This is a genomic window from Victivallis vadensis (assembly GCF_003096415.1).
Taxonomy (GTDB): domain Bacteria; phylum Verrucomicrobiota; class Lentisphaeria; order Victivallales; family Victivallaceae; genus Victivallis; species Victivallis vadensis.
In genome coordinates, this window is the sequence record NZ_QEKH01000046.1 from 1 (window position 1) to 21,635 (window position 21,635).

The following is a 21,635-nucleotide window of genomic DNA, read 5'->3' on the forward strand; positions in this document are numbered from 1 at the left end:
ATTCCCTTTATGTTGAGATTTTGAGTTACTCAAAATAAAAGGCAGATGCAACCTTGTCAAACAACACATCCCATCACAAAATTTGGGACATTATCGAATTTTCAGAAGTTCCAGAATCCTGTTTAAAATATGATCTGTATACAGGATGGAGTTATCATATTCGTCGATTATTTCCTGAACGTGTGGAGTGATTCCGTTTGAGTCCTTTTCTACTGGAGATGGAAATCGTTTGTATTCAAAGGGGGAGCGGGAAGCAAACGGCAGATGACTGCCGATCAGGTGAATAAACAGCAAAGTTGGAGCGGCAGTCGGAGCACCTGTCAGTTCCGGTGTAATGAAGTGAAGAAGATTACCATCCGACACATGCGATGTAATCGTTTGCAGGTAAACGGTACGAGTAACATGTTTGAAGAGAAGTGTGAGGGGCGTGTCGAATTCTCCCCAACGCAATTGGTTGGAGAGCAGTACCGTTTTGAAGCCAGTATACCGGGCAAGGGTTTCAAGACTGCAACGAGCAGTCTGCTTTTGCAGGGTTGCAAAAGAGAAAATATTGGCAAGGGAACTGGAAGTCTGGACCGTTGAGGAGATTATATCATCGAACAGAATGAGTTCGTCGGCTTGTTTCTCCAGTTCCGGATTGGTATTGCGCCGATAACCGTAAAGGGAATGATGGCTCCGGGTTGCGGATTCGCCGATCACGATTACACCGAGCAGATTGTCCGGTGAGGTACGGTGCAGTTCCGGCGGAAGCTCCGGAGTCAGTGCCGCCTTGACGAAACCTTCCAGAAGTTGCTGGTATTGATGTATTGCGACCGGAATACGGGTCAGAGTTGCGCAGTTGAGGATCTGTCCTGGTTGGCGGCTGGTCAGAAAATACAATGTGAGCAGCAGGAAAGGGAGAAAAAGCAGATACCCTGTCCTGCGCATCCCCGGAGTGACGCGGAATTTCAAGTGCCATGACAGAAAGCAGAGCAGTACAGTGGAGCAGATTGCGGCTACCGCAAGCCATCCGTGCGGGGATTTCAGGACTTCGACCGTGAATTCCCTGCTCTCGCCGAATGAGGAAACTGCCAGAATTGCGATCAGTGTTTCATCCACCGGCCTTCCATAGTAATGACAGAGCCAGCAATTGAGAAAAATGCTCAGCATTGCAAGCGGTATTATGGTTATGGTGTACAGACGGTTCCAACGACGGGACAGCAGCAGCAGCGGAGCAATGACGGCCAAAGTGAAAGCGATAGAACGCAACGGCCAGAATGGGATTATTGCAAAATAGTCGCTTTGTGTTTCCGCAACTGCCAACACCAGCAGGCTTCCGGCAAGAAGGCAACTGTCATAATATTTGTGAAACTTCCAGAAAGGACGAGGCAGATGACGCAGAAATGTCTTGAACATAAGGGAAAATCTCTTTGTTATACTTTTTCTAGTAATATATCATTAATAATTACTGGTTCAAGTATTATTATGCCGTTTTCAATACTTTTTTTCTGCTCAGCGTCTAAGTTAGAGAAAAAGAAGAGGAGTGATATGAAAATGGGAAAAGTGATTGACCCGGTTCTGCTGAAAGCAGTTCTGGAACTGGTGAATTCAAAGGCCGGTGGGCAGAGCGAGGTGGCCCGGCTTTGCGGGATTACTCAAAAGCAGATCAGCAATTACGTGAGCGGCAAGACGCGGGCCATGAACGATGAGTCGTGGCGGAAGTTATACCCGTTTCTGAGAAAATTTCTGCCGGCGGAGTATATCAACCGACTGGAAAGCGGCGCCGACCCGGAAAACCGGGGCGACGCCGTTTCGCGCAAGCAGCTGATTGAACTGGTGATCGGCGATGCGGAGCTTGACGACGCCGCGAAGCTCCGGGTGATCGGAATTATCAACCGCGTTTGAGGCGGGTCAACCACAGGATCGTTCCCGCCGCGGCGAGGCTGACGGCGATGATCCCGAATATGCCGCTCCAGAAGACCCAGCGGCTCTGGTTGATCTTGCTGGAGAAAAAGAAATCCAGCGCATCGGTTCCGGCGGAAGCGTCGAGGTATTCCCGGCGGATTTTGAATGCGCCCTCCGGCGTGACCTCGCAGATCAGGTAGCCGAAATCCTGTTCGTCGCCGCGTCCCTCCTGGCCGGAGGGCGGCGTGACCGCCAGCGGCGCCCCGGCGAAATTCCAGATATTTTCCTGATGCTGGTGCCCGGCGAAAAAGGCGCTGACGCGGTGCTTTTTCAAAACGGCTTCCAGTCGGGCCGCCTGAACCGCGGGCAGGCCGCGCTTCTCTTTGACCGGGCGCGGATCGATCGGCGGCACGTGAGTGAAAATCACCAGATGATCGAAGCGGCTGCGCAATTGCCCCAACAGCGAATCCAGCCACTCAATCTGTGCTTCCGGCAGTTCCCGGTCGGCGGTGTCGAGCGATACGAACAGGATATTGCCGTAGCCGAACCAGTAGCGCGACGGACCGAAGACTTCCCGGTAGAAGTGGCGGCCGTTATCGTAAGGACTTTCCTTTTTGCGGTCGTGATTGCCGGGAGTGGCGTAGACCGGAATGCCGCCGGCCTCCCGCTTCATGTGTTCAGCCATCCAGTTGAAGTGCTGGGTGGAGAGCACCGCGGACATGTCGCCGACATTCAGCATGAAATCCGGCCTGGCGGCGCGGATTTTGGCCATCAGTTCCCGGAACGGGTCCAGCTGCATGCGGAAGTCGCCGAATACCGCGAAGGTGACGCCGCGCTTCTCCGGGTACAGGAATTCCCCTGCCGGAGGCAGCAGCCCGGCGGTACGGCGTCCGTCATACCGCCGCATGGTCTCATAGCAGATTGCGCAGAGGGCGAGGCTGGCGATCAGGATCAGAACAAGAAAGGCAAACAATGATTTGAGCAGGATGGTTTTCATGGCAGCTCCGTGGCTTGAGGCTTCTTGCAGTAGGGAGTCTTTCCTTCATGGATAAAGCGCGGGTGCGGCCGGTAACCGGGATTCAGCAGGCTTTCTTCCTGCGGGAAATCCCGGTAGGTGATTCCGGCGAGTTCCAGCAGCGTGTAAATCAGCCGGTCGGTCTGGTGCGGCTGATGGCGGTTCGCCTGTGCTCCGGCGGCGGCTTCGGGACGCGCCTTGCGGTATTCAGGGGAGAACCACAACAAAAATGGGATCTCATAGCTCGCGTTGACGTCAGGATCACGGGCGACCCAGTCGGACATTCCCGGATAAAATGCTTCGCCGTGATCCGAGAAATAGAGCAGGAACGCCGGACGCTTCAGCGTCTTGAGCCGGGACAGCAGCGCGTCGAGCAGCCGGTCGGTGAAAGCGATTGAATTGTCGTATTCGGCAGTCAGCTGCCGGACGGTTGCCGGAATGTGGGGATCGGCTGTTTCGCCGGGAGCCGGGAAGAGCGCCGCCTCCGCCGGATAACGGTGGCGGAACGGCATGTGGCTGCCGAGCAGGTGGATAAAGAGGAGGGTGGGAATGCCGCCTGCCTCGCCCAATTTTCTTTCGACCTCCGGCAGCAGCTGGTCGTCGCGGGAGTCGGCGACCTGCTCTTTCAGGTAGTACGCATCGTCAACATCCTTGAACATCAGCGTGATCGGCGTGTCGAACTCGCCCCAGCGGAGCTGGTTGGAGACCAGCACCGTGCGCAAACCGGCGCGCCGCGCCATCGCGGTAAAGGAGCAGCGCGGCGAATTCCGCTCCTGCAGCGTCGCGAAGGAAAAGACATTGACCAGCGAACTGGCGGTGTGGACGGTCGGGGAGATCACGTCGTCGAACAGGATCAATTCATTTTTCCACGCTTCCAGCCGGGGATTGGTCCGGCGGCGATAGCCGTAGAGGGAGTGGTGGGAACGGGTGGCGGATTCTCCGATCACGATCACGCCGAGCAGGTCACCGGGGGCGCTGCGGCGCAGTTCCGGCGGAATCTCCGGCTCGGCGGCGGCCTGCGCGAACGAGTCGAGCGTATGGCGGTAACCGCCGAGCGCGACGCCGAGGCGCGTCAAAGTGGCGCAGTTCAGGATTTCGCGGGGACGGTTTTCAAAACAGAATGCCGCCGACAGGGCGAGGAACGGCAGCAGCAGCAGGACTCCCGCGATTTTTTCGCGGCGGCCCGGAGAAAATTTCAGTGCACAGGAGAGGCGGCAGAGCAGCAGCAAGGCGGCCGCCGCGCCGATGATCTCCACTCCTTTCCAGCTGAACAACAGCTCTCCGAAGTATTCGAGGCTTTCGCCCGGCGAGGAGACCATCAGGATCGTGACCAGGCTTTCTCCCACCGCCAGTCCGTAATAGACCTCCAGAAAAATCTGGAGCAGCACACTCCCGGCGGCGGCCGGCAGGAAAATCCAGGTATAGGCCCGGTTCCAGCGGGGCGGCAGAAGGAGCAGCGGCGCGCAGAGCGCCAGCAAAAAGCAGCAGTTGCGCAGTCCCGGCCGCTGCACGGTTTCAACGCTGAGGCTGTCGCGCAGCAGACCGGCTTCAAAAGTGCCGAGAATCAGCAGGATTCCGGCGACCAGAATGAAATCGAAATAGTTGTGAATGCCGCCGCATCTGCGCGCGGCGCGCCGGATTTTGCTCCTGACCATCCCTGTTCCTTTGTTTTTGCACGAAATCATATTAATATACACCGGATTCCGCCGGAAATAAAGGAGGCGGGCGGAAAAGGCCCCGCCAGCCGGAAAATCCGGGACAATTGCCGGATAATCGGCACTGGCGGGTTGATTATCCGGGTTGTCGGGGTTATGTTAATCCGCAAAAAAATTCATCGGAAAGGAAGTTCACCATGAAAGCAGTCGTCTCCGTCATCGGACGGGATTCCGTCGGTATTATCGCCAAAGTCAGCGCCGGGTGCGCGGAGTGCGGCGCGAACATTCTCGACATCTCCCAGACCGTGCTGAACCAGTACTTCACCATGATCATGATCGTCGACATCCGGAATCTGACGATTCCGTTCGACGGCTTCGTCGACCGCATGGCCGCGCTCGGCAGAAACGACGGACTGGACATCCACGTGATGCACGAGGATATTTTCAACTCCATGCACAGGATCTGACCATGTTCGACTCGAAAGACATCATCGAAACCATCAGCATGATCCGCGAGGAGCGGCTCGACATCCGCACGATCACGATGGGAATCTCCCTTTACGACTGCCAGTGCGACGATGCGGAACGGCTTCGCACGCGCATCTACGACCGGATCATGAGCCGCGCCCGCGACCTTGTCAAAACCGGCGAGGAGATTGAGAAGAAGTACGGTGTGCCGATCATCAACAAGCGCGTTTCCGTCACTCCGGTCGCGCTGATGGCGGGCGGGCTGGATGTGGACGGCGCGGTGAAGCTGGCCCGAACGCTCGACCGGGCCGCGCACGAACTCGGGATCAACTTCATCGGCGGTTACAGCGCGCTGGTCCAGAAGGGGTTCACCAACGGGAGCCGCACCCTGATCAGCTCGATTCCGCAGGCGCTCGCCGAAACCGAGCGGGTCTGCTCCTCGGTCAACGTCGCCAGCACCAAGGCCGGGATCAATATGGACGCGGTCGCCGAGATGGGGCGCGTGGTGCGCGAAACCGCGGAGCTGACCCGGGACCGGCAGTCCATCGGCTGTGCGAAGCTGGTGATTTTCGCGAACGTTCCGGAGGACAACCCGTTCATGGCCGGGGCGTTCCACGGTATCGGAGAACCGGAGACCGTGATCAACGTCGGCGTTTCCGGCCCCGGCGTGGTCGCCTCCGCGATCCGCCGCAAGGGAGCGTGCGACCTGACCGAGGTGGCGGAGACGATCAAGCGCACCGCCTTCAAGATCACCCGCGTCGGCCAGCTGGTCGCGCGGGAGGCGTCGGAGCGGCTCGGCGTGCCTTTCGGCATCGTCGACCTGTCGCTCGCGCCGACACCGGCGGTCGGGGATTCGGTCGCCTACATCCTGGAATCGATGGGACTGGAAAAGTGCGGCTGCCACGGCACCACCGCCGCGCTGGCGATGCTGAACGACGCGGTCAAGAAGGGCGGCGTGATGGCGTCATCGCACGTGGGCGGGCTTTCGGGCGCATTCATTCCGGTGTCGGAGGATGCCGGGATGATCGAGGCGGTCCGGTGCGGGGCGCTGAGCCTCGAAAAGCTCGAAGCGATGACGGCGGTCTGTTCGGTCGGGCTTGACATGATCGCGATTCCGGGCGACACTCCGGCGGAGGTGATCTCCGGGATCATCGCGGATGAAATCGCGATCGGCGTGGTGAACACCAAGACCACCGCCGTGCGGCTGATCCCGGCCGCCGGCTGCAAGGTCGGCGACACGGTCTCCTTCGGCGGGCTGCTCGGCGAAGCGCCGGTGATCGCGGTGAACACGCACTCTCCGGCGGAGTTCATCGGGCGCGGCGGCCGGATTCCGGCCCCGATCCACAGCCTGAAAAACTGACGGTCAGAGGTCCTGCACCGCGTGATCGGCGGGGATGTCGATGCCGGACCAGATTTTCACGGAGCTCCACGGTTCCGCCGGGGCGCTCCAGAATTCATCCTCCGCCGGGAGTCCGAGCGGCAGGAACGCGGTCGAGGCCAGATAGAGGCTGCCGGTTGAAATATAGCCTTCGCCGATGCCGGGCTGGTGGCCGCAGAGGCCGATCCGGAGCCAGCCGTTTTCATCCCACGTGCCCGGCGCGTCCAGCGTGCGGACGATGACCGCCGTGAGCGCCTCGCGGACGGCTGCCGGATGCAGTTCTTCCGGCAGCTCCCGGCGCAGCGCGACCGCGCCGAGCGCCTGAAAAGCCCCGCAGCGGTAGGCGAGGGAACGCCCGACGGCAGGGAAGGAGCCGTCCGGCGCGATCAGCCGCTCCTGAATCACCGCATAGCGGCGGATGCGGCGCAGTACCTTGCGGTGAAGCGCCTCCCACTCCTCCGACCGGCCCGCCACGGCGGCGGTGATGTCCAGCAGCATCGGCTGGATCACATAGCTGTTGTAGTAGTCGAAAGCGAAGTTGCGGCCGTCGCCGTAGATGCCGTCCCCCTTGAACCACTGGTCGTGCTGGCGCAGCGCATACGCGATCCGGGTCAGATCGGCGGGAAACTCCATTTTCAGCAGCGCGGCTTCGACCATCGCGGAAAAGAGCAGCCAGTTGTTCGCCCCCGGCGTGATGACCCGCGAGCGGAGCAGCAGTTCGGCGGTCATCCGGCGCACTCCGGGAGCCATGCCGCCGATGAGTTTCCGGGGGGCGCGGAGCAGCGCGTGGGCGAAAAACGCGGTATCCACCAGCAGCTGATCCGGCGGCTGAAGTTCTCCGGGCGGCGCCCACAGGTAGTCGGGCGAAGCCGGATCGACCGCCGCCGCAATTGCCTCCAGCGCAACTTGCGCATACCGGCGGCGCAGAGCTCCTTCTGCCGTGTCGCCGGATTCGAGTTCAAGCCACGGGGCGAGGCCGCAGAGCAGCCGCCCGAATGCCTCCATGTGGGAGCAGTCGGAGCGGTCGACGGACGACTCCAGCGGCATCGATTGTCTGAGTTCCCTCCGGCAGAGGGCGTCGAGAACGGGGTCTGCGAGCCGCCGCAGTTGCCGGAGCCAGTATTCACGCGGATCAGTTGTCATCGGTTTTATCCTTCCCGGGTTGCTGCGGTTTACCATAGCGCGGGATCGGCGGCTTGCAAGCGCCGGGAAGGAATATTTCCGTCAAATCAGGTGGACCGGCAGCGTGTCGTTGCGGGGCTGGCGGTTGAACCAGTTGCGCGGCGACTTTTTCAGCGTGACCCGCACCGGGAAGGTCAGGCCGGAACGCTGCACTTCCAGCTCCAGCTCCGAATCCGGCTGGGTGCCGAAGACGATGCTCTGCAGGTCGTAGGGGGAGGCGACCGGTTTTCCGGCGGCTTTCAGGATCACGTCGCCGGGACGCAGCGCCGAAGCCGCCGGGGAGTTCCGGTAGAGCCGGGCGACCAGCACGCCGTGTTCGGAGCCGAACTGCTGTTTGCTGTCGCGGTCGAGCGGGGCGAGGATCACGCCGAGCCACGGCCGCTCCACATGGCCCTTTTCGGAAAGCTCCGCGGCGACCTGCCGGGCGATGCCGGAGGAGATCGCGAAGCTGAGCCCGATGTTTCCGCCGGAGGGCGACAGGATGAAGTCGTTCACGCCGATCACTTCCCCTTTCAGGTTCAGCAGCGGCCCGCCCGAATTGCCGGGGTTGATCGACGCGTCGGTCTGCACGTAGTTCTCGTGCAGGTTCACGCCGACGCCGCTGCGCTTCTTGTTCGAGACGATTCCGACGGTCACGGTGCGGCTCAGGCTGAAAGGCGCGCCGATCGCGATCGCCCAGTGGCCGAGCTGCACGCTTTCGGGATCGGCGAACGGCAGCACCGGAAACTCCCGCCCCTTCGAGTCGCCGATCTTCAGCAGCGCCAGATCGGTCGGCGGGTCCGCGCCGACCACCTGCGCCGGATACTCCTCGCCGTCGTGGGCGGTGATCCAGAAAGAGTCCTGGTCGCGGACCACGTGATAGTTGGTCAGGATCAGCCCGTCCTTGCGGATGAAGAAGCCGGAACCCTGCCCGGAGGGGACATCCATATAATCGATCCGGCGTCTTGCGCTGTAGAGGTCGAAGTAGGGGCTGACCACCCCGATCCGCTTCTGGGCGGTGATCAGCACCACCGCAGGCATGGTTTTCTCGATCGCGCGGGTGAACTCCGCCTGCAAACTTGCGGCGTTGCCGGGGACGGCGACCAGCGACGGTTCCGGCTCGGCGGGGACGGCGCAGACCGTCGGGGCGGAAACGGCGGACGGGGCCGGAACCAGCCGGACCAGCGCCAGTGCGATTGCAGCTCCGAGAAAGGAGGCCGCAATCAGGAAGAAAAAGAGTTTTCCTTTGTTCATGATTGTTTGCTCCATAAATTCTTAGTAGTTTAGTAAAGATAACAGTTTCCATTGAAAAATCAAGGAATCCGCCGCTGAAAAGACAAAAAACTTTCTTTTTTTCAGATCAGCCCCTTGACAAAACAGGGAAAGTTTGCCATAATTATATATAGCAATTTTGATATAGATCATTTTTGATACAGGAATGGTATGGAAGCGAAATATCTGGAGATCGCGGAGGCCGTCAAACGGCAGATCCGCAACGGCGACTACCTGATGGACAAAGTGCCGTCGGAACGGAAGCTGGCTGAAGCCTACGCCGTCAGCTATATGACGGCGCGGCGCACGGTGCAGCAGCTGGTGGCGGACGGCGCGTTGATGCGGGGGGAAAACGGCCGGTTGAATGTAAATCCGGCATTTGCGGTTTCGGCGGAGCAGTGCAAGGTGGCGATGGTCCTGCCGAACTGGCCGATCCCGTCGCTGGACAAGTGGCGGCGGGCGGTCGCGGAAGCGGTCGAGGCGCGCGGCGGCATCGTCAAGACGGTCTATTTCGACCATGAGGACGACAGCGTGATCGCGGAGGCGCTGACCGGCGCGTTTTCCCGGATTTTCCTGGCGCTGCCGGTGGTGACCGGATTGATGCTGCAGCGCCTGACGCCGCTTCGTGAGAAGCTGGTGCTGTTTCACCACGATCTGACCGAAGCCGGATTCACCTGCCTCGATGCGAGTTCGCCGGAAAATATGGCGCTGCTGGTGGAGCATCTGCATTGCTTCGGGCACCGGCGGATCGCGCTGGTGAACACGCAGCCGCGGAATGAGATCATCGACGCCCGGATCGCAGTATTCCGGGAGCGGATGGAGGAGTTGGAACTGGAGCCGCAGGTGTTCGACTTCCCGGTGAAAAGTTTTGAACGCGCCGACCTCAAAGCCTACGAGGTGGTGCGCCGCCTGATCGGGCAGGGGGAGTTCGGCGGAACCGGTATCATCACCCCGACCATCGAGGCGGCGATCGGCACGCTGCGGGCGGTTCACGACTGCGGCATGACGCCGGGGCGGGAGATTTCGGTCTGTGCCTATGGCGGGCTGGAGAGCGCCCGGCTGTCGATTCCGTCGATCACGGTGACCACCGTGAAGGATGCGGACCGGCAGTGCCGCGAGCTGATCGAAACCATTCTCGACCGGAGCACGCCGGAACGGCTGCTCTACTCTTGGGAAAAAATGGAAGTCTGGCAGGGGGAATCCACCGGACCGGTCTGTAAAGAAAGGATGGAATCATGCGTATTTTGTTGACGGTTCTGGTATGTTGCGGCATGGCCGCCGGAGTATATGCGGAGTTGCTGCCGGTAGATTCCAGCAGTTTTTTCGCCGCTCCGGGGCAGCCGCTCCGGCTGAAATTCAAAGGGGCGGCGAAGCATTCCCCGGTCAGCGCCGTGCTGACTGATTTTACCGGGGAAAGGGCAGGGGAGTATGTGCTTGTTCCTTCCGGCAAAGAGTACGTGCTGGAGCTGAAACAGGGGCTTCCCGCCGGGTTCTACCGGCTGGAAACCGGGGAGGGGGAGTTCGGATTGCTGATTCAGGAACCGTCCGGCGGGGAACCGGACCGCTTCTTCGGAATCGACGGTTTCCTGTCGTGGAGCAAGGCATCCATCCATGACTGCTATGCGGCGCTGAAACTGCTGAAGCGGTACGGAATTGCGTCGGCGCGCGACCGGTTTGAATGGAATGCGATCCAGCGTGACCGCCGCGTCTACAGCTTCCGCAATCCCTATGATGAGATGCGTCGGCTGTATCCGCGCACCGGCGTGGAGTTGCTGGACGTCCATCACGGTTCGCCGGAGTGGGCGCGGCCGAACCTGCCCCGTTTCCCGGAGGAACTTCACGCCGCCGCCGCATTCTGGGCCACGCTGGGGGCAAACTGGCGCCCGTACTGGAAAGCCGTTGAAATCTGGAATGAGCCGGAGGGCGGCTTCGGAGCGAACCTCCCTGCCGACCAGTTGATGCCCGGAGCAAAAGCGATGCGCTATGGGTTGTTGCACTCCGCGCCGGAGGTGAAACTTGGCGCGGCCGGGTTCACTTCGGTCGATCCCGCCGGGGAGTATCACCGTACCGCCGTCCGCAACGGGATGCTCGACAATGCCGACTTCGTGAGCTTTCACTCCTACGGCGAACCGCGGGAGCTGGTCAAACTGGTCGAATCCTACCGCAACTGGCTGGAGGCCGCCGGAAAGACCGGTATGCCGCTGTGGCTGACTGAGATCAGCCGGGTCGCATGGGATAATTACCGCACCCCGGAGGAGGCGGCCCGGATTGCCGCCGAAATTGCGATGCAGGCCGCCGTCGGGCGTTCGGTCGGGCTGGAACGGATTTACTTCTTTGCATTGTTCGATCTCAAGGAGGGAAATAAGACCTTCGGCTTTCTGGCTCCGAACCGGACGGCGCGTGCGCCGTTCGCGGCTCTGGTGCAGAGCGTGCGCCGCCTGAGCCATCGCCGGTATCGCGGTGAATTGCGGACCGGTGATTCACGGATTGCATCGGCGCGGGTGTTCGGCGGGAAAGACGGCGACGTGACGGTATTGGAAGTCAAGCAGCCCGGCGGCGTTTTTTCCCCCGGTTTCGCGGTTCGGAAAGCGGAAGGGACGGATGGGCGCGCTTTACCGGTTGCCGCCGGCGGTTCGGTTGAACTGGCCGATCGGGTCGTGTATCTGGAAAGCGCGCCACTGCCGGAAACGCTGCTGAATGTCGATACGGCGGAAATGCAGCTGCTGAAATTGGCGGAACTTCCCGCGCCGGAGCGGAGTCCGGCATCTCCGGTGGTCTTGTTCCCGCATCCTGATTTCGCCGCGATCGGCCGCTATTCGTCGATGCGGAATTATGCGATTGCGGCGGAGACTCCGGTGCCGGTCGCGCTGGATTTATACAACCTCTCCGGTGTGCCGCAGCCGGTAACGCTGACGGTCTCCACGCCGCTGAAATTGACGGGACAGGAGACGGAGCGGAAGATCACGGTTCCGGCGCTCGGCAAAGTGCGGCTCCCTTTCAAGGTCGAACTCTCCCGCGAACAGGAGAGGGCAGGGGGCGTGTATGATCTGGATTTCGAACTGAAGTTTGAAAACGAGGCGTTCCGGGAGAGGGCTTCGCTGTCGTTCCGCCCGCTCGGGGCGGTGCGGAGCCTGGCGGCGGGCCGCAAAACTTCGCGGCTGATCCCGTTCGGCGGGCTGGAAAACTGGACCATCCGCATCAAAGACCAGCCGTGGAACAACCGCGCCGACCTCGATGCCGGGTTCCGGCTTTCCTATGCTCCCGAAGCGTTGAAGCTGGAATTGGAGGTCGAGGACGACCGGCACCATGCCGATTTCGCCGCACCCGACCTGTGGAAAGGCGATTCAGTGCAGATCGGCATCCAGCCGGGAATGCCGAAAACTTTGGCGGAGCGGGCGAAATTCTTTGAATTCACCGTCGCATTGACTCCGAAGGGAGCGGCCGCGACACGCGGCAGCCGTCCGTCGAAGATTCCGGCGGAAGTGATCCGCTCCGGCACGCGCACGCTTTACCGGATTACCCTGCCTGCCGCCGAACTCGGCGTGAAGGAGTTCAGGGCCGGTGACCGGCTGCGGCTGTCGCTGGTGGTCAACGACAACGACGGCGCCGGCCGCAAAGGCTTCCTGCACTGGGGCGACGGCCTCGGCGTGAACAAGAACCCGGAAGAATTCAACCAGATCGTGTTACAATAGGAAGGATATCGCCATGAACCGAAACTGCAATCTTATCGATTATAGCCGCTGTCTGTCCACCGCTCCCGGCCTCCGCAGGTCGCAAGCCATAAAATTTACCTTGATTGAGTTGCTCATCGTAATAGCGATTATAGCGATTCTGGCGGCGATGCTGCTGCCGGTGCTGAATCAGGCGCGGGACAAGGCAAAACAGGCGAAATGCATCTCCAATTTGAAACAGTGCGTGACCGGGGCGCTGATGTACGCGGGAGACTACAAGGATATGCTCCCGGCGGCGACTTTCCAGAGCGTGGGGGCCACTTGGACGAAACGGCTGGGACAGCTGGGTTATTTGCCGGTGGGGGAAGCGGGCAGGCCGGGCGTTTTCGTGTGTCCTGCTTTTGCGCCGTTCTCCTATAAGAATCAGGATGAAACCTATGGCTATTGGACCGGCGGCTGCGCCCGTCCCAATCATGACGCGGTCGACTGGTCGCTGCTGGGGAAGGATACCTATTACGGGGTTCACGAGAAAGGTTCCGCGGACGACCACTACCTGCGGCTGGGACGGCTGGAGAGCAGCCGCGCCTTCATCATGGACAGCATCCGCAACGGCGGCGGCAATCCGCAGATTTACATGGTCGCGACCGGGAACGGCACTGTTTCCGGGGACGGCTCGGTGAAGGCGGCGCATTTCCGCCACTCCGGCCACACGACCGCGAATTTCGCATTTGCGGACGGGCGCGTGCAGAATAAGAATATCGGCTGGGTCCGGCAGGAAAAGAAACTTTACTACACCGACCGCAATACTTTCTGAGCGACAGGGCGAAGATAAAATAATTAGAAAACGCTAATTGCACCCCTTGTATTTTCGCCTTCCGCTGTTATATTAAATCGCGTGTTCTGCAAAGAGCGCGATTTTTTTTGAACGTTGAATTAGTTGATTCTAAGTTATTGCAAGGTGTTCTGCTGAAATGAAGTTCTGTTTTCTGGCGGTCGGTCTGCTGACGGCGTTGGTGTTGGGGCTTGCCGCTTTTTACGCTTCGGATCGTTCCGCTTCTTTGCCGCCGGTGACGGCAGGCGACATGAATCATTGATCAATGCAGAGGTTGTTATGATTAAATTTTTGAAACACAACGAGTTAGTTTGGTCTAATATGGCATTGCCGTTTCGGGGCGGTGAGGTATGACGCTTTTTATTATTGTGATTCTGGCGGCGGCGCTGATTGAAAGTATGTTGCGCCTGTCGCTGGTGCCGCGGTTCTGGAACTGGCTGGTCTTTCTGCTGGCGGCGCCGCTGCCGCTGTTTTTCAGACAGAGGATCGGTTCGGCAAGTCTGGCGGAACTGAACCGCTTTCTTTCCAGCGCGGAAAACCTCGAATCATGGTGCGCATTGGTGGTGATTCAGGAACTGCTGGTGCTGCTGATCGGTTCGGCGCTGCTCAAGGAGTATGTGCTCGGCGAGAAACTGAAAAGATGGAAGTTTGCGGCGCTGCTGCCCTCCGTGCTGCTGCCGGTGGGGATTCTGTATGCGGAGGTGCTGCTGTTCAACCATTTCGTTTTCGTGGAATTCCGCACGCTGGCGATCCTGCTGGCGATCGGGGTGGTGGTGGTCGGCGGAGGCGGCGGCGAACTGTTGCGTCTGATCTTCCGCGATCGCTTCGACCGGGTGCGGGCGGTGATGAATTTTGAATGGATTCTGCTGCTGCTGGCGATCTTCCTGCCGGTCGCCGCTTCGGGGCGGCTGGCTCAGGATGCGCCCTCATCCGTCGTACCTTTCGATTTTGTGGTGATCGGCGTGCTGGTGCTGATCGTCGGAATCGTGATGGCAATTTTTACCGTGATAGGAAAATATAAGGAAAGGAAATTTTATGAACACCATCACCGAAATCCTTAACTGGATCTCCAACAGCCTGCTGCTGCCGGTCATCGTGCTGCTGCTGGCGGCGATGGCGGCGGCGCTGGTATCGCTCGGCGGCTTCTCGTCGAGCTGTCTGGTGCTGCTCCGTCAGCGCAAAGAGCGCGAAAGGCTGCTGGAAGCGATCCGTTCCGGGCAGGAGATCGAACCGGGCAAGCTCGGCACCGGCATCTTCGCCCGCCATCTCGCCGAACTCGCGAGCCTGAACTGGGATGAGCTGGAGTGCGAAAAAAGAATCACCGAGTATGAGATGAAATATGAACACGAGCTGGAACGCTCCAGATTCATGATGAAAGTCGCGCCGATGCTCGGATTGATGGGGACATTGATTCCGATGGGGCCGGCGCTGGGCGGGCTTGCTTCCGGCGATATCGGTTCGATGGCCTATAATATGCAGATCGCGTTTGCGACCACGGTGGTCGGCTGTTTCGCGGCGGGCGTGGGCCTGCTGGTCTATTCGGTGCGCCGCCACTGGTATGCCGAGGAGATCTCCAACCTGCGCTACGTGCTGGAGCGGCAGTTGAAAATGCGGGGCGAAGCATGAAAAAGCCGGGTCGTTTCAGAGCATTCGGGGCGGACGAAGAACACGATCCGATGTCCGGCCTGGTGAATCTTTTCGATGTGGCGATGGTGTTCGCGGTTGCGCTGATGGTCGCCTTCGTGATCCAGAGCCGGATGACCGAATTCCTGACCGCCGAGGATGCGACGTTCGTGAAAAACGCCGGCAAGCCCGATATGGAGATCATCGTCAAAAAGGACAACAAGGTCACCCGGTATAAGTCGGATAAGAACACCAGAGGTTCCGGCAAGGGCCAGCGCGTCGGAATCGCCTATCGGCTGGAATCCGGCGAAGTGATCTACGTTCCCGAGGGGGAAGCGCAGTAAAGCCCGCCGGATTGCGGCTGCTTCAACGTTTTGAAGCGGTGCTGCCCGAAAGAAATTTCCGCAAGCGCCGTTTCAGTTCATCGAATGATTCCGGGCGGATCAACTCCTTTACCGTCAGGTATTTCATCCAATCACGCAGTTCCCGGGGAAACGGGACCGGCAGCGGCAGGATTTCCGGTTCCCGGAAGTGCGGGGTGCGGAAATAGACCGGAGAAGCCGCCGAACGGAGCCGGCCCGGTTCCGCCGTTTCCTGAAGCAACGCGAGATACCAGCTGTCCTCGTGCTCCTCAAACTCGAATTCCACACTCTCCCGGCCATCGGCCGGAAGTTTCAGAAGCCGCCGTTCGAATAGCCGGCCGCAGCGGATGATCCGCAGTTCCACCTGCCGATCAGGGCGGTAGAAAATCTCCGCCTGCAACCGGTGTTTTCCCGTCGGTTTCAGGATCGTTCCCGGTCCGTGTCCGTCGATCCCGAAAAGCAGCGCCGCCCCGTCCCAACTGACCATGGTGCGCCGCTCGCGCAAGCCCTGTACGATTCCGGCTTCGGAAAGTTCCGGCATCTGTATGAACGTGCTGCCGCGTCCGAGTCCGGGAGGACGGCCGACGTCGAACGCCGCATCGCTCGTGGCGGTGCAGCCGATCCGGTAGCCCCGGTTCAGCAGCATGAACCAGAATTCCGCCGCGCCGGGCGTATCGTCGTTGTAGAAAAGGTCGAGGCATGGCGTCATATCGGGAGCGCAGAGCAGCCAGAGCAGCAACTCCTTGCCGCTCATCCAGGAGAAAGCGCGGCCGTTCTTATCGCGCCGGATTCCGTCCTCGTAGAGCGGGTGGACAGGAACCGCCACTCCGCCCCGGTCGTGAATCATCCGCCGGGCCAGTTCAAGATTGGTCGCCGCTTCCGGATTACAGGCGGGGAACTCCGGGCCGACTCCGGCGTTGCCGATATGTCCGTGGCAGTTTTTCGGGAATTCCGTGTTGAGGCGCAGCAGGAAATCCGGCGTCGAGAGCCTGCGGGCCAGCCGGTGATGGTCGGCCAACGCTCCGTCATTGGCGAAACCGGCGGCCAGATAGAGCCAGTCGTAATGTTCCGCCCGCGCCAGAAACGCGGCGAACGGCAGGTTGGCCCGATAGGTGTTTTCGCCGTGGATCAAATGGGCGTGGAAATCTCCCTTGAACCAGCCGCGTCGCCGCAGTTCCGGGTGATACGGCCCCGTTTCCTGCTCAACGGGACCGGTTGCGGAAAAAGCGTATCGGCCCGATGTCCAGAAGCGGTCGCAATATTCGTTCCAGACGCCGGGAGCGGCAGCCGCTCCGCCATAGCCGTTTCCGGCCAGGTCGAACCAGCGCACCGGGCGGCCGCCCTCGGTGATCCGGAGCGTTGCCGGACCGCCCGCATCACCCCGGACCAGACGCCGCCGCGGGGCGGCGGGCATTGCAATACGCACCCCCTCCGCCGGCGCCTGAACCATCGGCACAAAAGCATCGGCCATGCCTGACGCGACCGCTTTCAGGGCGTACCTGCCGGGGGCCGGGACCGTCAGCTCAAACCGCCCGTCCGGTCCGGCTTCGGCGAGTTCGCCGGAATCGGCCATCACGACCGCCCCCGCCGGAGCTTCTCCGCGGATGGTGGCCGGGCCGAGGTGATAAGGATGACACGCACCACTCTCTTCGCCGATGCCTTCAAGCTCGAGCCGGTCCGGGTAGACCCGGGCAATCACGGCGGTCGGCATTGCCGCATTGCAGATCGCCCGGACGGTCTTGTGAAGTACGCCGTTGCGGATCGCGCAGCCGCCCGGATGATAGTGGCCGGCGAAACAGGCTTTCAGGTGGTCGAAACCGTCGAACAGTTCCAGAAGCTCGGCGGAATCCCATGCCACCGCATTGTCGCCGCTCGCGCCGGAATAGACCGGCACATGACACAGGATCACGGAAATTTCACCTGCTGCCCGGCTCATTTCCAGCTCCCGGCGCAGGCGGAGGCGGGAGGAAGCCGCAAGCATGCCGTCCCAGTCGCGCAGCAGCAGTTCGGGGTGAAGGCTGCGGTATTGCGCCGCCAGCCGGGCGCGCTCGCTGCCGGGCGGGGAGAAGCGGCTCACCTCCAGACTGTTCAGGACATGGAAGCGCACGCCGTTGACCGCGAAATTATAGAACAGCGTTTCGACGTTGAAAAGCCGGGCCAGCTCCTGCTCCGTATGCAGCACGAAATCATGGTTGCCCGCCGCATACCGCACCGGGGCGCGGCTTCGGTCCAGCACCCGGATGACCCGGGCGATCTCGTCGGTTCCAAGCCCGTCGCCGAGATCGCCGGGGACGGCGACGAAATCGAGCTTCTCCCGGTTCAGCCGTTCAACGGTTCCGGCGAGCAGGGCGAGGGCGTTGCGATAGCAGCGGCCGGCCATCGGCGGCCGGTCCGCGTATTGCGGGTCGCCGATCAGGCCGAATGACACCAGAGGCGGTTGCGTATTCATGGGGTCACGAGATTTTTCCCAAGTCCTTCCAGCAGGGCCTTTTTACGCGGGTTATCGGCGGAAGGAACGGTCTTTTCCTGCGTGCCTTCCAGCTCGACGTTCCAGCTGCGCGCCTCGCGGAACGCGTGGTAGCTCCAATCCCAGCCGTACTCCTCGAACAGCGAGATGCAGTCGGCGATATACCGCTCCGCTCCCGGCGCCCAGGTTTTGGCGGAAAACTCTCCGATGTAGATGCGCGCTCTGTGCCGCTGCTGGAATCGGCGCACCGGCTCCAGAGTGTGGCGTAGCTGCTCTTTGTTCCACTCGATCCCGCTGATCACGCCGGGATAACGGCTCCCCGGGGTATTCTGGTGCGTAAACGACTCCGGGACATACATATGCGCCTGATAGACGATATTCGGCAGTTCCAGCAGCCGGAAGTAGCGGAACGCGACCGGCGCGGCGAGCTGGTTCGCTTCAACGATGATCGGCACTTCCGGGTCGATCCTGCGGATCGCCTCTGCGGCGCGTTTCTGCAATTCCAGATAATCGAACCGGGCCGCGCCGGTCTGGTAGGGTTCGTTGACAAGATCATAAGCGAATACTGCGGGATTTCCCTTGAAACGCCGGGCGATCTCCTCCCAGATGCGGACGAAGTATTGCGCGTATTCCTCGCTGTGAAGCATCAGCAGTTCGGCGCTGTCGCTGCGGCGTCCGCCCGGAGCGGAGTGCAGGTCGAGAATCAGCCGAATACCGTAGCGCGGCGCGATTTCCGTCAGCTTTTCAAAATGATCCAGACGGCCTTTCAGCCAGCGGCCGTAGGCGTCGAGATCGGTGCAATCCTGATAAAGGCGCTGCATCTGGAAGCGGACCAGATTGGCCCCCCATTCCCGCAGAGTCCTGAAATCGTCTTCGGTCATGTTTCCACCCGGAGACATCACGCCGCGCAACCGTTTTTCCTTCAATACCCGGTCGGTGTAAACCGCCCGGGCCGAGGATTGGTCGAGGTCAAAATGATTTTCCGCCCGGAAGGAATCCAGATCGAACTCCACCTTGCCGAAATTCTTCTCCACGCCGAGCACCAGTTCGGCCTTGCCGGTATAATCGTCGATCGGGGAGAGGAAAGAGACGCTCCGCCAGTCGGCCGGGCCGTAGATGCCCCAGCCGCCGTGCCAGATGCCTGCGCCGGAGGGAGCCTGGTAGGTCACCATGAATTTGATGCCCTTGCGGCCCGCCTCCTTTTCGATTCCGTCGATTCGGACGCGCATCGAGAAAGTCGTCGGCAATCCGCGAAATGGGGAGAGGTCTATTTCCGCCCGCGAAAGATAACTGCCGTTCCGGTCCTTTTCCGGTACTTCCACGACCAGCAGGCGTTTGCCGTCGCGTTCTTCGAGACGGCTGTGGGTTCCGAGTTTCCACTCGGCTTGCGCAAGGCCGCAGTCGCCCGCCGGTCCTCCGGCGGCTCCGAAGCTGCCGGCCAGAAGCGCGGCTAAAATTCCAAGTTTGATTTTCATAGTCTTTTATCCTTTCCGGGTTGTGATCATCGGGAACCGTCTTTGCCGTCGTCGCCGCCGCTCCAGAAATACTGGGCGGCGGAAGTGCCGAGCGTTTTGGGGATGCCGCTCAGCCGCCGCGCTCCGACGTGAGCGTCGAGGTAAAGCACATTGATGCCGTCGTTCGACAGATGGCGCACGACCAGTCCGGGCAGTGCGAAAAGTCCGTCCCAGACCGCGTCGCCGTTCGCCGGAACCGTGATCGGCATCGGATAACTGCATTTCTTGTGGATGTCCATGATGAATCCCCGTTCCGAAGGCCGCGATACCTTTTTGACGCCTTTGGCGCTGAGTTGCGAATTCATCCCGTAATCGGCCGTTTCCTCGGATTGCTTCACCTCGGGGGAAGCGGGGCAGTCGAACGGCGGCCGTCCGGTTCCGATTCCCCAGCCGTTGCGATAGATCATTCCCCCCTCGCGTTTCAGCGCCGGGGCGGAGAACGCGTAAAAGGCATCCATGCAACTGCCGTCCGTGCCGAAATTTCCATTGTTTTTCGGCATCCGGTCATCAGAGGAGTCAAGGTACATCCGAGTCAGTGTTCCGATCTGTTTCAGGTTGGAGGTACAGCTGATATCACGCGCTTTGTTTCGTGCCTTGTTCAGCGCCGGCAGCAGCATCGCCGCCAGTATCGCAATGATCGCTATCACCACGAGCAGCTCAATAAGCGTAAATTTTATGGCTGTCGTTTTGCGGAGGCGGTATGTGGGGGGCGTATCCGCCGCCCCCCACGCCCCCTGCGTCCGGCAAGGTGCCGGTGCCGGGTACGGGACGGTCGATCGGCAGAGGCGCGGTCGGCCGGCGGGGAAGGAAGATCCGCAATAACGTGAAGTTGTCTTCCCGCTTTTCTGCGGAAAAACAACTTCACGTTTTTGCTCCGACTTGCCGCTTGCAGAGCATTGGCCAAGGCGTGAGAGCTTGAGGGGAATGAGAGAGATGTTCAGATTGTTTGGTACGGGGAAAGACGCGGCGCAAGTCGCCGCTTTCTCTCCCCCGAATCCCTCTCTTTTACGCGGAGCGGAAACAGATGAGACAACGAGGGGCCGGGGGAGCAGAGCTCCCCAGCGGGATAAGTAGGCGGAACGCAGTGACGACGCACATCCCGTTACCCGGCAGCGGCACCTTGCCGCTGTTATTGGGCTGTGGAACGCTGTGTTGCACGTAAATTCATGTTCTTTCATTTTCTCTCCCCGCATTGATTATTTTTTTTGATATATCGTTTGATCATTGATCTGATTTCAAATAATGAAGCATGGTTCCGGTCAGGAGAGCAGGAAAAGCTCCTGCTCGTTTGGGATATCGGGAACGGGGGAAACGGAGGGCCGGAAAAGGGAAGGTATTACGATATTTCCGGTAGTTTCACCGTTGATGCGTGCCGTCAGTGCCGCCACGCTTTTCCGTACCAGCGTCGGCTGGTCGCCATCGATCCGGGCGATGATCCGCCGATTTTGGAAAAAGGGATGCTCCAGAAAGCAGTCTATTACCATATCCGGTTCATAGTCCGGGAATTCCCGTTCGATCAGCTGCAGCAGGGCGTAAGCGGAATGCCAGCCGTTCACAAGCAGCGCGGAGGGCTTCCGGCAGCAGAGTTCGCGGAGCAGCGTCAGCCGCTGTTCCCTGCCGGGAACCGTCAACCGGCATTCCAATTCCATACCGGCTTTATGGCATTCGGGGCCGGCGACTTCCGGCCAGAGCGAATATTCCGGGTGAATCAGCATGATCTTCCGGTGTCCGCGCTCCCGGAACAGCGCGATGGCCGCCTGGAGCGCCGGAGCGTCATCCCGGTACGCCGTCTGGAACCGGTCCGATTTCTGGTCGATCAGCAGGATCGGATAGTGTTCGGCGGCAAGCCGTTCCGCAATCCTTCCCGGAAACAGGTGCAGGCCGTAGAGGATGCCGTCGGGACGGCGTTCCAGCAGGGATTCCAAAGCTTCCTCCTCGGCTTCGCGCCCGAACTCGCACGGAGAAATCAGCAGTTGGAAACCGGCTTCTTTCGCTTCTTTCAGGCAGCGGTCGGCGAACAGCGCGAAATACGGATCGCGCAGGTTGCTGATCACCAGTCCGATCGTGCCGCTGCGCCCCAGCTTGAGTGAACGCGCCAGCGGGGAAGGGCGGTAATTCAGCCGCGCCAGCGTGTCGGCAATCCGGCGGCGCGTCTCCTCCTTCATGCGTCCGCTCGGATCGGCATTCAGGAACTTTGAAACCAGACTCACCGATACCTCGGCTTCCTTCGCGACATCTTTCAGCGTGATACTCATCGGCCGTCCCGTTTTTGATTGCTATATCGATTGATCATAATTAATTATACCCAGGTTTATCATAAATGTCAAGAGTCT

Annotated in this window: 19 protein-coding genes; 10 read left to right on the forward strand and 9 right to left on the reverse strand. The window is 60.3% G+C overall.

Annotated elements, in window-relative coordinates:
- Positions 1–90: 90 nt before the first annotated feature.
- Entirely contained in the window at positions 91–1,395 is a 1,305-nt protein-coding gene (locus C8D82_RS18695; RefSeq protein ID WP_116885814.1) for a phosphoethanolamine transferase family protein, read from the reverse strand.
- A 138-nt stretch (positions 1,396–1,533) separates the two neighbouring features.
- Here C8D82_RS18695 and C8D82_RS18700 point away from each other — a divergent pair, with 138 nt between their 5' ends.
- Positions 1,534–1,884 carry a helix-turn-helix domain-containing protein gene (locus tag C8D82_RS18700; RefSeq protein WP_133245291.1) on the forward strand — a complete coding sequence of 117 codons (351 nt, stop codon included), beginning with the start codon at positions 1,534–1,536 and terminating at the stop codon, positions 1,882–1,884.
- On the opposite strand, the gene C8D82_RS18705 is transcribed toward C8D82_RS18700, so the two are convergent.
- Both C8D82_RS18705 and C8D82_RS18710 read right to left on the reverse strand, forming a co-directional pair.
- The gene (locus tag C8D82_RS18705) at positions 1,871–2,881 is read right to left on the reverse strand and encodes a metallophosphoesterase family protein (RefSeq protein ID WP_116885816.1); all 1,011 of its coding nucleotides are present in this window, start codon (positions 2,879–2,881) and stop codon (positions 1,871–1,873) included. The two genes, C8D82_RS18700 and C8D82_RS18705, sit on opposite strands and share 14 nt — an antisense overlap.
- Entirely contained in the window at positions 2,878–4,554 is a 1,677-nt protein-coding gene (locus C8D82_RS18710) for a phosphoethanolamine transferase (protein WP_165833194.1), read from the reverse strand. Before C8D82_RS18710 ends, C8D82_RS18705 begins: the two co-directional genes overlap by 4 nt.
- A 197-nt stretch (positions 4,555–4,751) precedes the next feature.
- Here C8D82_RS18710 and C8D82_RS18715 point away from each other — a divergent pair, with 197 nt between their 5' ends.
- Entirely contained in the window at positions 4,752–5,021 is a 270-nt protein-coding gene (locus C8D82_RS18715) for an ACT domain-containing protein (RefSeq protein WP_116885818.1), read from the forward strand.
- Between the two features lie 2 nt (positions 5,022–5,023).
- Positions 5,024–6,382, forward strand: coding sequence for a PFL family protein (locus C8D82_RS18720; RefSeq protein WP_116885819.1), 1,359 nt, complete (start codon positions 5,024–5,026; stop codon positions 6,380–6,382).
- 3 nt (positions 6,383–6,385) lie between these two features.
- Here C8D82_RS18720 and C8D82_RS18725 read toward each other — a convergent pair whose 3' ends face one another.
- A complete protein-coding gene (locus C8D82_RS18725; RefSeq protein WP_116885820.1) occupies positions 6,386–7,543 on the reverse strand; it encodes a DUF2264 domain-containing protein in 1,158 nt (385 codons plus the stop codon).
- Positions 7,544–7,624: 81 nt separating this feature from the next.
- Positions 7,625–8,815 (reverse strand): S1C family serine protease, encoded by a 1,191-nt coding sequence (locus tag C8D82_RS18730; protein WP_165833195.1) that lies wholly within the window; start codon positions 8,813–8,815, stop codon positions 7,625–7,627.
- Positions 8,816–9,004: 189 nt separating this feature from the next.
- Between C8D82_RS18730 and C8D82_RS18735 the strand changes: the two genes are divergently transcribed.
- The 7 genes from C8D82_RS18735 (at position 9,005) to C8D82_RS18760 (ending at position 15,303) form a co-directional block, all read left to right on the forward strand.
- Positions 9,005–10,084 (forward strand): substrate-binding domain-containing protein, encoded by a 1,080-nt coding sequence (locus tag C8D82_RS18735; RefSeq protein ID WP_116885822.1) that lies wholly within the window; start codon positions 9,005–9,007, stop codon positions 10,082–10,084.
- The gene (locus C8D82_RS18740; RefSeq protein WP_116885823.1) at positions 10,069–12,525 is read left to right on the forward strand and encodes a sugar-binding protein; all 2,457 of its coding nucleotides are present in this window, start codon (positions 10,069–10,071) and stop codon (positions 12,523–12,525) included. Before C8D82_RS18735 ends, C8D82_RS18740 begins: the two co-directional genes overlap by 16 nt.
- Positions 12,526–12,538: 13 nt before the next feature.
- Positions 12,539–13,318: a prepilin-type N-terminal cleavage/methylation domain-containing protein gene (locus C8D82_RS18745; protein ID WP_116885824.1), complete on the forward strand. Its 780-nt coding sequence runs from the start codon at positions 12,539–12,541 to the stop codon at positions 13,316–13,318.
- 157 nt (positions 13,319–13,475) lie between these two features.
- Positions 13,476–13,598 (forward strand): hypothetical protein, encoded by a 123-nt coding sequence (locus tag C8D82_RS22215; protein ID WP_261798385.1) that lies wholly within the window; start codon positions 13,476–13,478, stop codon positions 13,596–13,598.
- 88 nt (positions 13,599–13,686) lie between these two features.
- Positions 13,687–14,397, forward strand: a complete 711-nt coding sequence (locus C8D82_RS18750; protein WP_116885825.1) for a hypothetical protein — start codon at positions 13,687–13,689, stop codon at positions 14,395–14,397.
- Positions 14,372–14,962, forward strand: coding sequence for a MotA/TolQ/ExbB proton channel family protein (locus tag C8D82_RS18755; RefSeq protein WP_116885826.1), 591 nt, complete (start codon positions 14,372–14,374; stop codon positions 14,960–14,962). Before C8D82_RS18750 ends, C8D82_RS18755 begins: the two co-directional genes overlap by 26 nt.
- On the forward strand, positions 14,959–15,303 hold the full coding sequence (locus C8D82_RS18760) for a DUF2149 domain-containing protein (RefSeq protein ID WP_116885827.1): 345 nt from the start codon (positions 14,959–14,961) through the stop codon (positions 15,301–15,303). Before C8D82_RS18755 ends, C8D82_RS18760 begins: the two co-directional genes overlap by 4 nt.
- Before the next feature lie 22 nt (positions 15,304–15,325).
- On the opposite strand, the gene C8D82_RS18765 is transcribed toward C8D82_RS18760, so the two are convergent.
- The 4 genes from C8D82_RS18765 to C8D82_RS18780 all read right to left on the reverse strand — a co-directional run bounded on the left by C8D82_RS18765 (position 15,326) and on the right by C8D82_RS18780 (position 21,557).
- Positions 15,326–17,770: a CehA/McbA family metallohydrolase gene (locus C8D82_RS18765; protein WP_116885828.1), complete on the reverse strand. Its 2,445-nt coding sequence runs from the start codon at positions 17,768–17,770 to the stop codon at positions 15,326–15,328.
- Positions 17,767–19,263 (reverse strand): glycoside hydrolase family 5 protein, encoded by a 1,497-nt coding sequence (locus C8D82_RS18770; RefSeq protein ID WP_116885829.1) that lies wholly within the window; start codon positions 19,261–19,263, stop codon positions 17,767–17,769. Before C8D82_RS18770 ends, C8D82_RS18765 begins: the two co-directional genes overlap by 4 nt.
- 26 nt (positions 19,264–19,289) lie before the next feature.
- On the reverse strand, positions 19,290–20,495 hold the full coding sequence (locus C8D82_RS22415) for a prepilin-type N-terminal cleavage/methylation domain-containing protein (RefSeq protein WP_390621911.1): 1,206 nt from the start codon (positions 20,493–20,495) through the stop codon (positions 19,290–19,292).
- Positions 20,496–20,561: 66 nt separating this feature from the next.
- Positions 20,562–21,557: a LacI family DNA-binding transcriptional regulator gene (locus tag C8D82_RS18780; RefSeq protein ID WP_116885831.1), complete on the reverse strand. Its 996-nt coding sequence runs from the start codon at positions 21,555–21,557 to the stop codon at positions 20,562–20,564.
- Positions 21,558–21,635 lie beyond the last annotated feature (78 nt).

Excerpts from the sequence above, each read along its gene's own strand:
- C8D82_RS18695 (WP_116885814.1), bottom strand. The coding sequence starts at position 1,395 with ATGTTCAAGACATTTCTGCGTCATCTGCCTCGTCCTTTCTGGAAGTTT.
- C8D82_RS18700 (WP_133245291.1), top strand. The coding sequence starts at position 1,534 with ATGGGAAAAGTGATTGACCCGGTTCTGCTGAAAGCAGTTCTGGAACTG.
- C8D82_RS18705 (WP_116885816.1), bottom strand. The coding sequence starts at position 2,881 with ATGAAAACCATCCTGCTCAAATCATTGTTTGCCTTTCTTGTTCTGATC.
- C8D82_RS18710 (WP_165833194.1), bottom strand. The coding sequence starts at position 4,554 with ATGGTCAGGAGCAAAATCCGGCGCGCCGCGCGCAGATGCGGCGGCATT.
- C8D82_RS18715 (WP_116885818.1), top strand. The coding sequence starts at position 4,752 with ATGAAAGCAGTCGTCTCCGTCATCGGACGGGATTCCGTCGGTATTATC.
- C8D82_RS18720 (WP_116885819.1), top strand. The coding sequence starts at position 5,024 with ATGTTCGACTCGAAAGACATCATCGAAACCATCAGCATGATCCGCGAG.
- C8D82_RS18725 (WP_116885820.1), bottom strand. The coding sequence starts at position 7,543 with ATGACAACTGATCCGCGTGAATACTGGCTCCGGCAACTGCGGCGGCTC.
- C8D82_RS18730 (WP_165833195.1), bottom strand. The coding sequence starts at position 8,815 with ATGAACAAAGGAAAACTCTTTTTCTTCCTGATTGCGGCCTCCTTTCTC.
- C8D82_RS18735 (WP_116885822.1), top strand. The coding sequence starts at position 9,005 with ATGGAAGCGAAATATCTGGAGATCGCGGAGGCCGTCAAACGGCAGATC.
- C8D82_RS18740 (WP_116885823.1), top strand. The coding sequence starts at position 10,069 with ATGCGTATTTTGTTGACGGTTCTGGTATGTTGCGGCATGGCCGCCGGA.
- C8D82_RS18745 (WP_116885824.1), top strand. The coding sequence starts at position 12,539 with ATGAACCGAAACTGCAATCTTATCGATTATAGCCGCTGTCTGTCCACC.
- C8D82_RS22215 (WP_261798385.1), top strand. The coding sequence starts at position 13,476 with ATGAAGTTCTGTTTTCTGGCGGTCGGTCTGCTGACGGCGTTGGTGTTG.
- C8D82_RS18750 (WP_116885825.1), top strand. The coding sequence starts at position 13,687 with ATGACGCTTTTTATTATTGTGATTCTGGCGGCGGCGCTGATTGAAAGT.
- C8D82_RS18755 (WP_116885826.1), top strand. The coding sequence starts at position 14,372 with ATGAACACCATCACCGAAATCCTTAACTGGATCTCCAACAGCCTGCTG.
- C8D82_RS18760 (WP_116885827.1), top strand. The coding sequence starts at position 14,959 with ATGAAAAAGCCGGGTCGTTTCAGAGCATTCGGGGCGGACGAAGAACAC.
- C8D82_RS18765 (WP_116885828.1), bottom strand. The coding sequence starts at position 17,770 with ATGAATACGCAACCGCCTCTGGTGTCATTCGGCCTGATCGGCGACCCG.
- C8D82_RS18770 (WP_116885829.1), bottom strand. The coding sequence starts at position 19,263 with ATGAAAATCAAACTTGGAATTTTAGCCGCGCTTCTGGCCGGCAGCTTC.
- C8D82_RS22415 (WP_390621911.1), bottom strand. The coding sequence starts at position 20,495 with ATGCGGGGAGAGAAAATGAAAGAACATGAATTTACGTGCAACACAGCG.
- C8D82_RS18780 (WP_116885831.1), bottom strand. The coding sequence starts at position 21,557 with ATGAGTATCACGCTGAAAGATGTCGCGAAGGAAGCCGAGGTATCGGTG.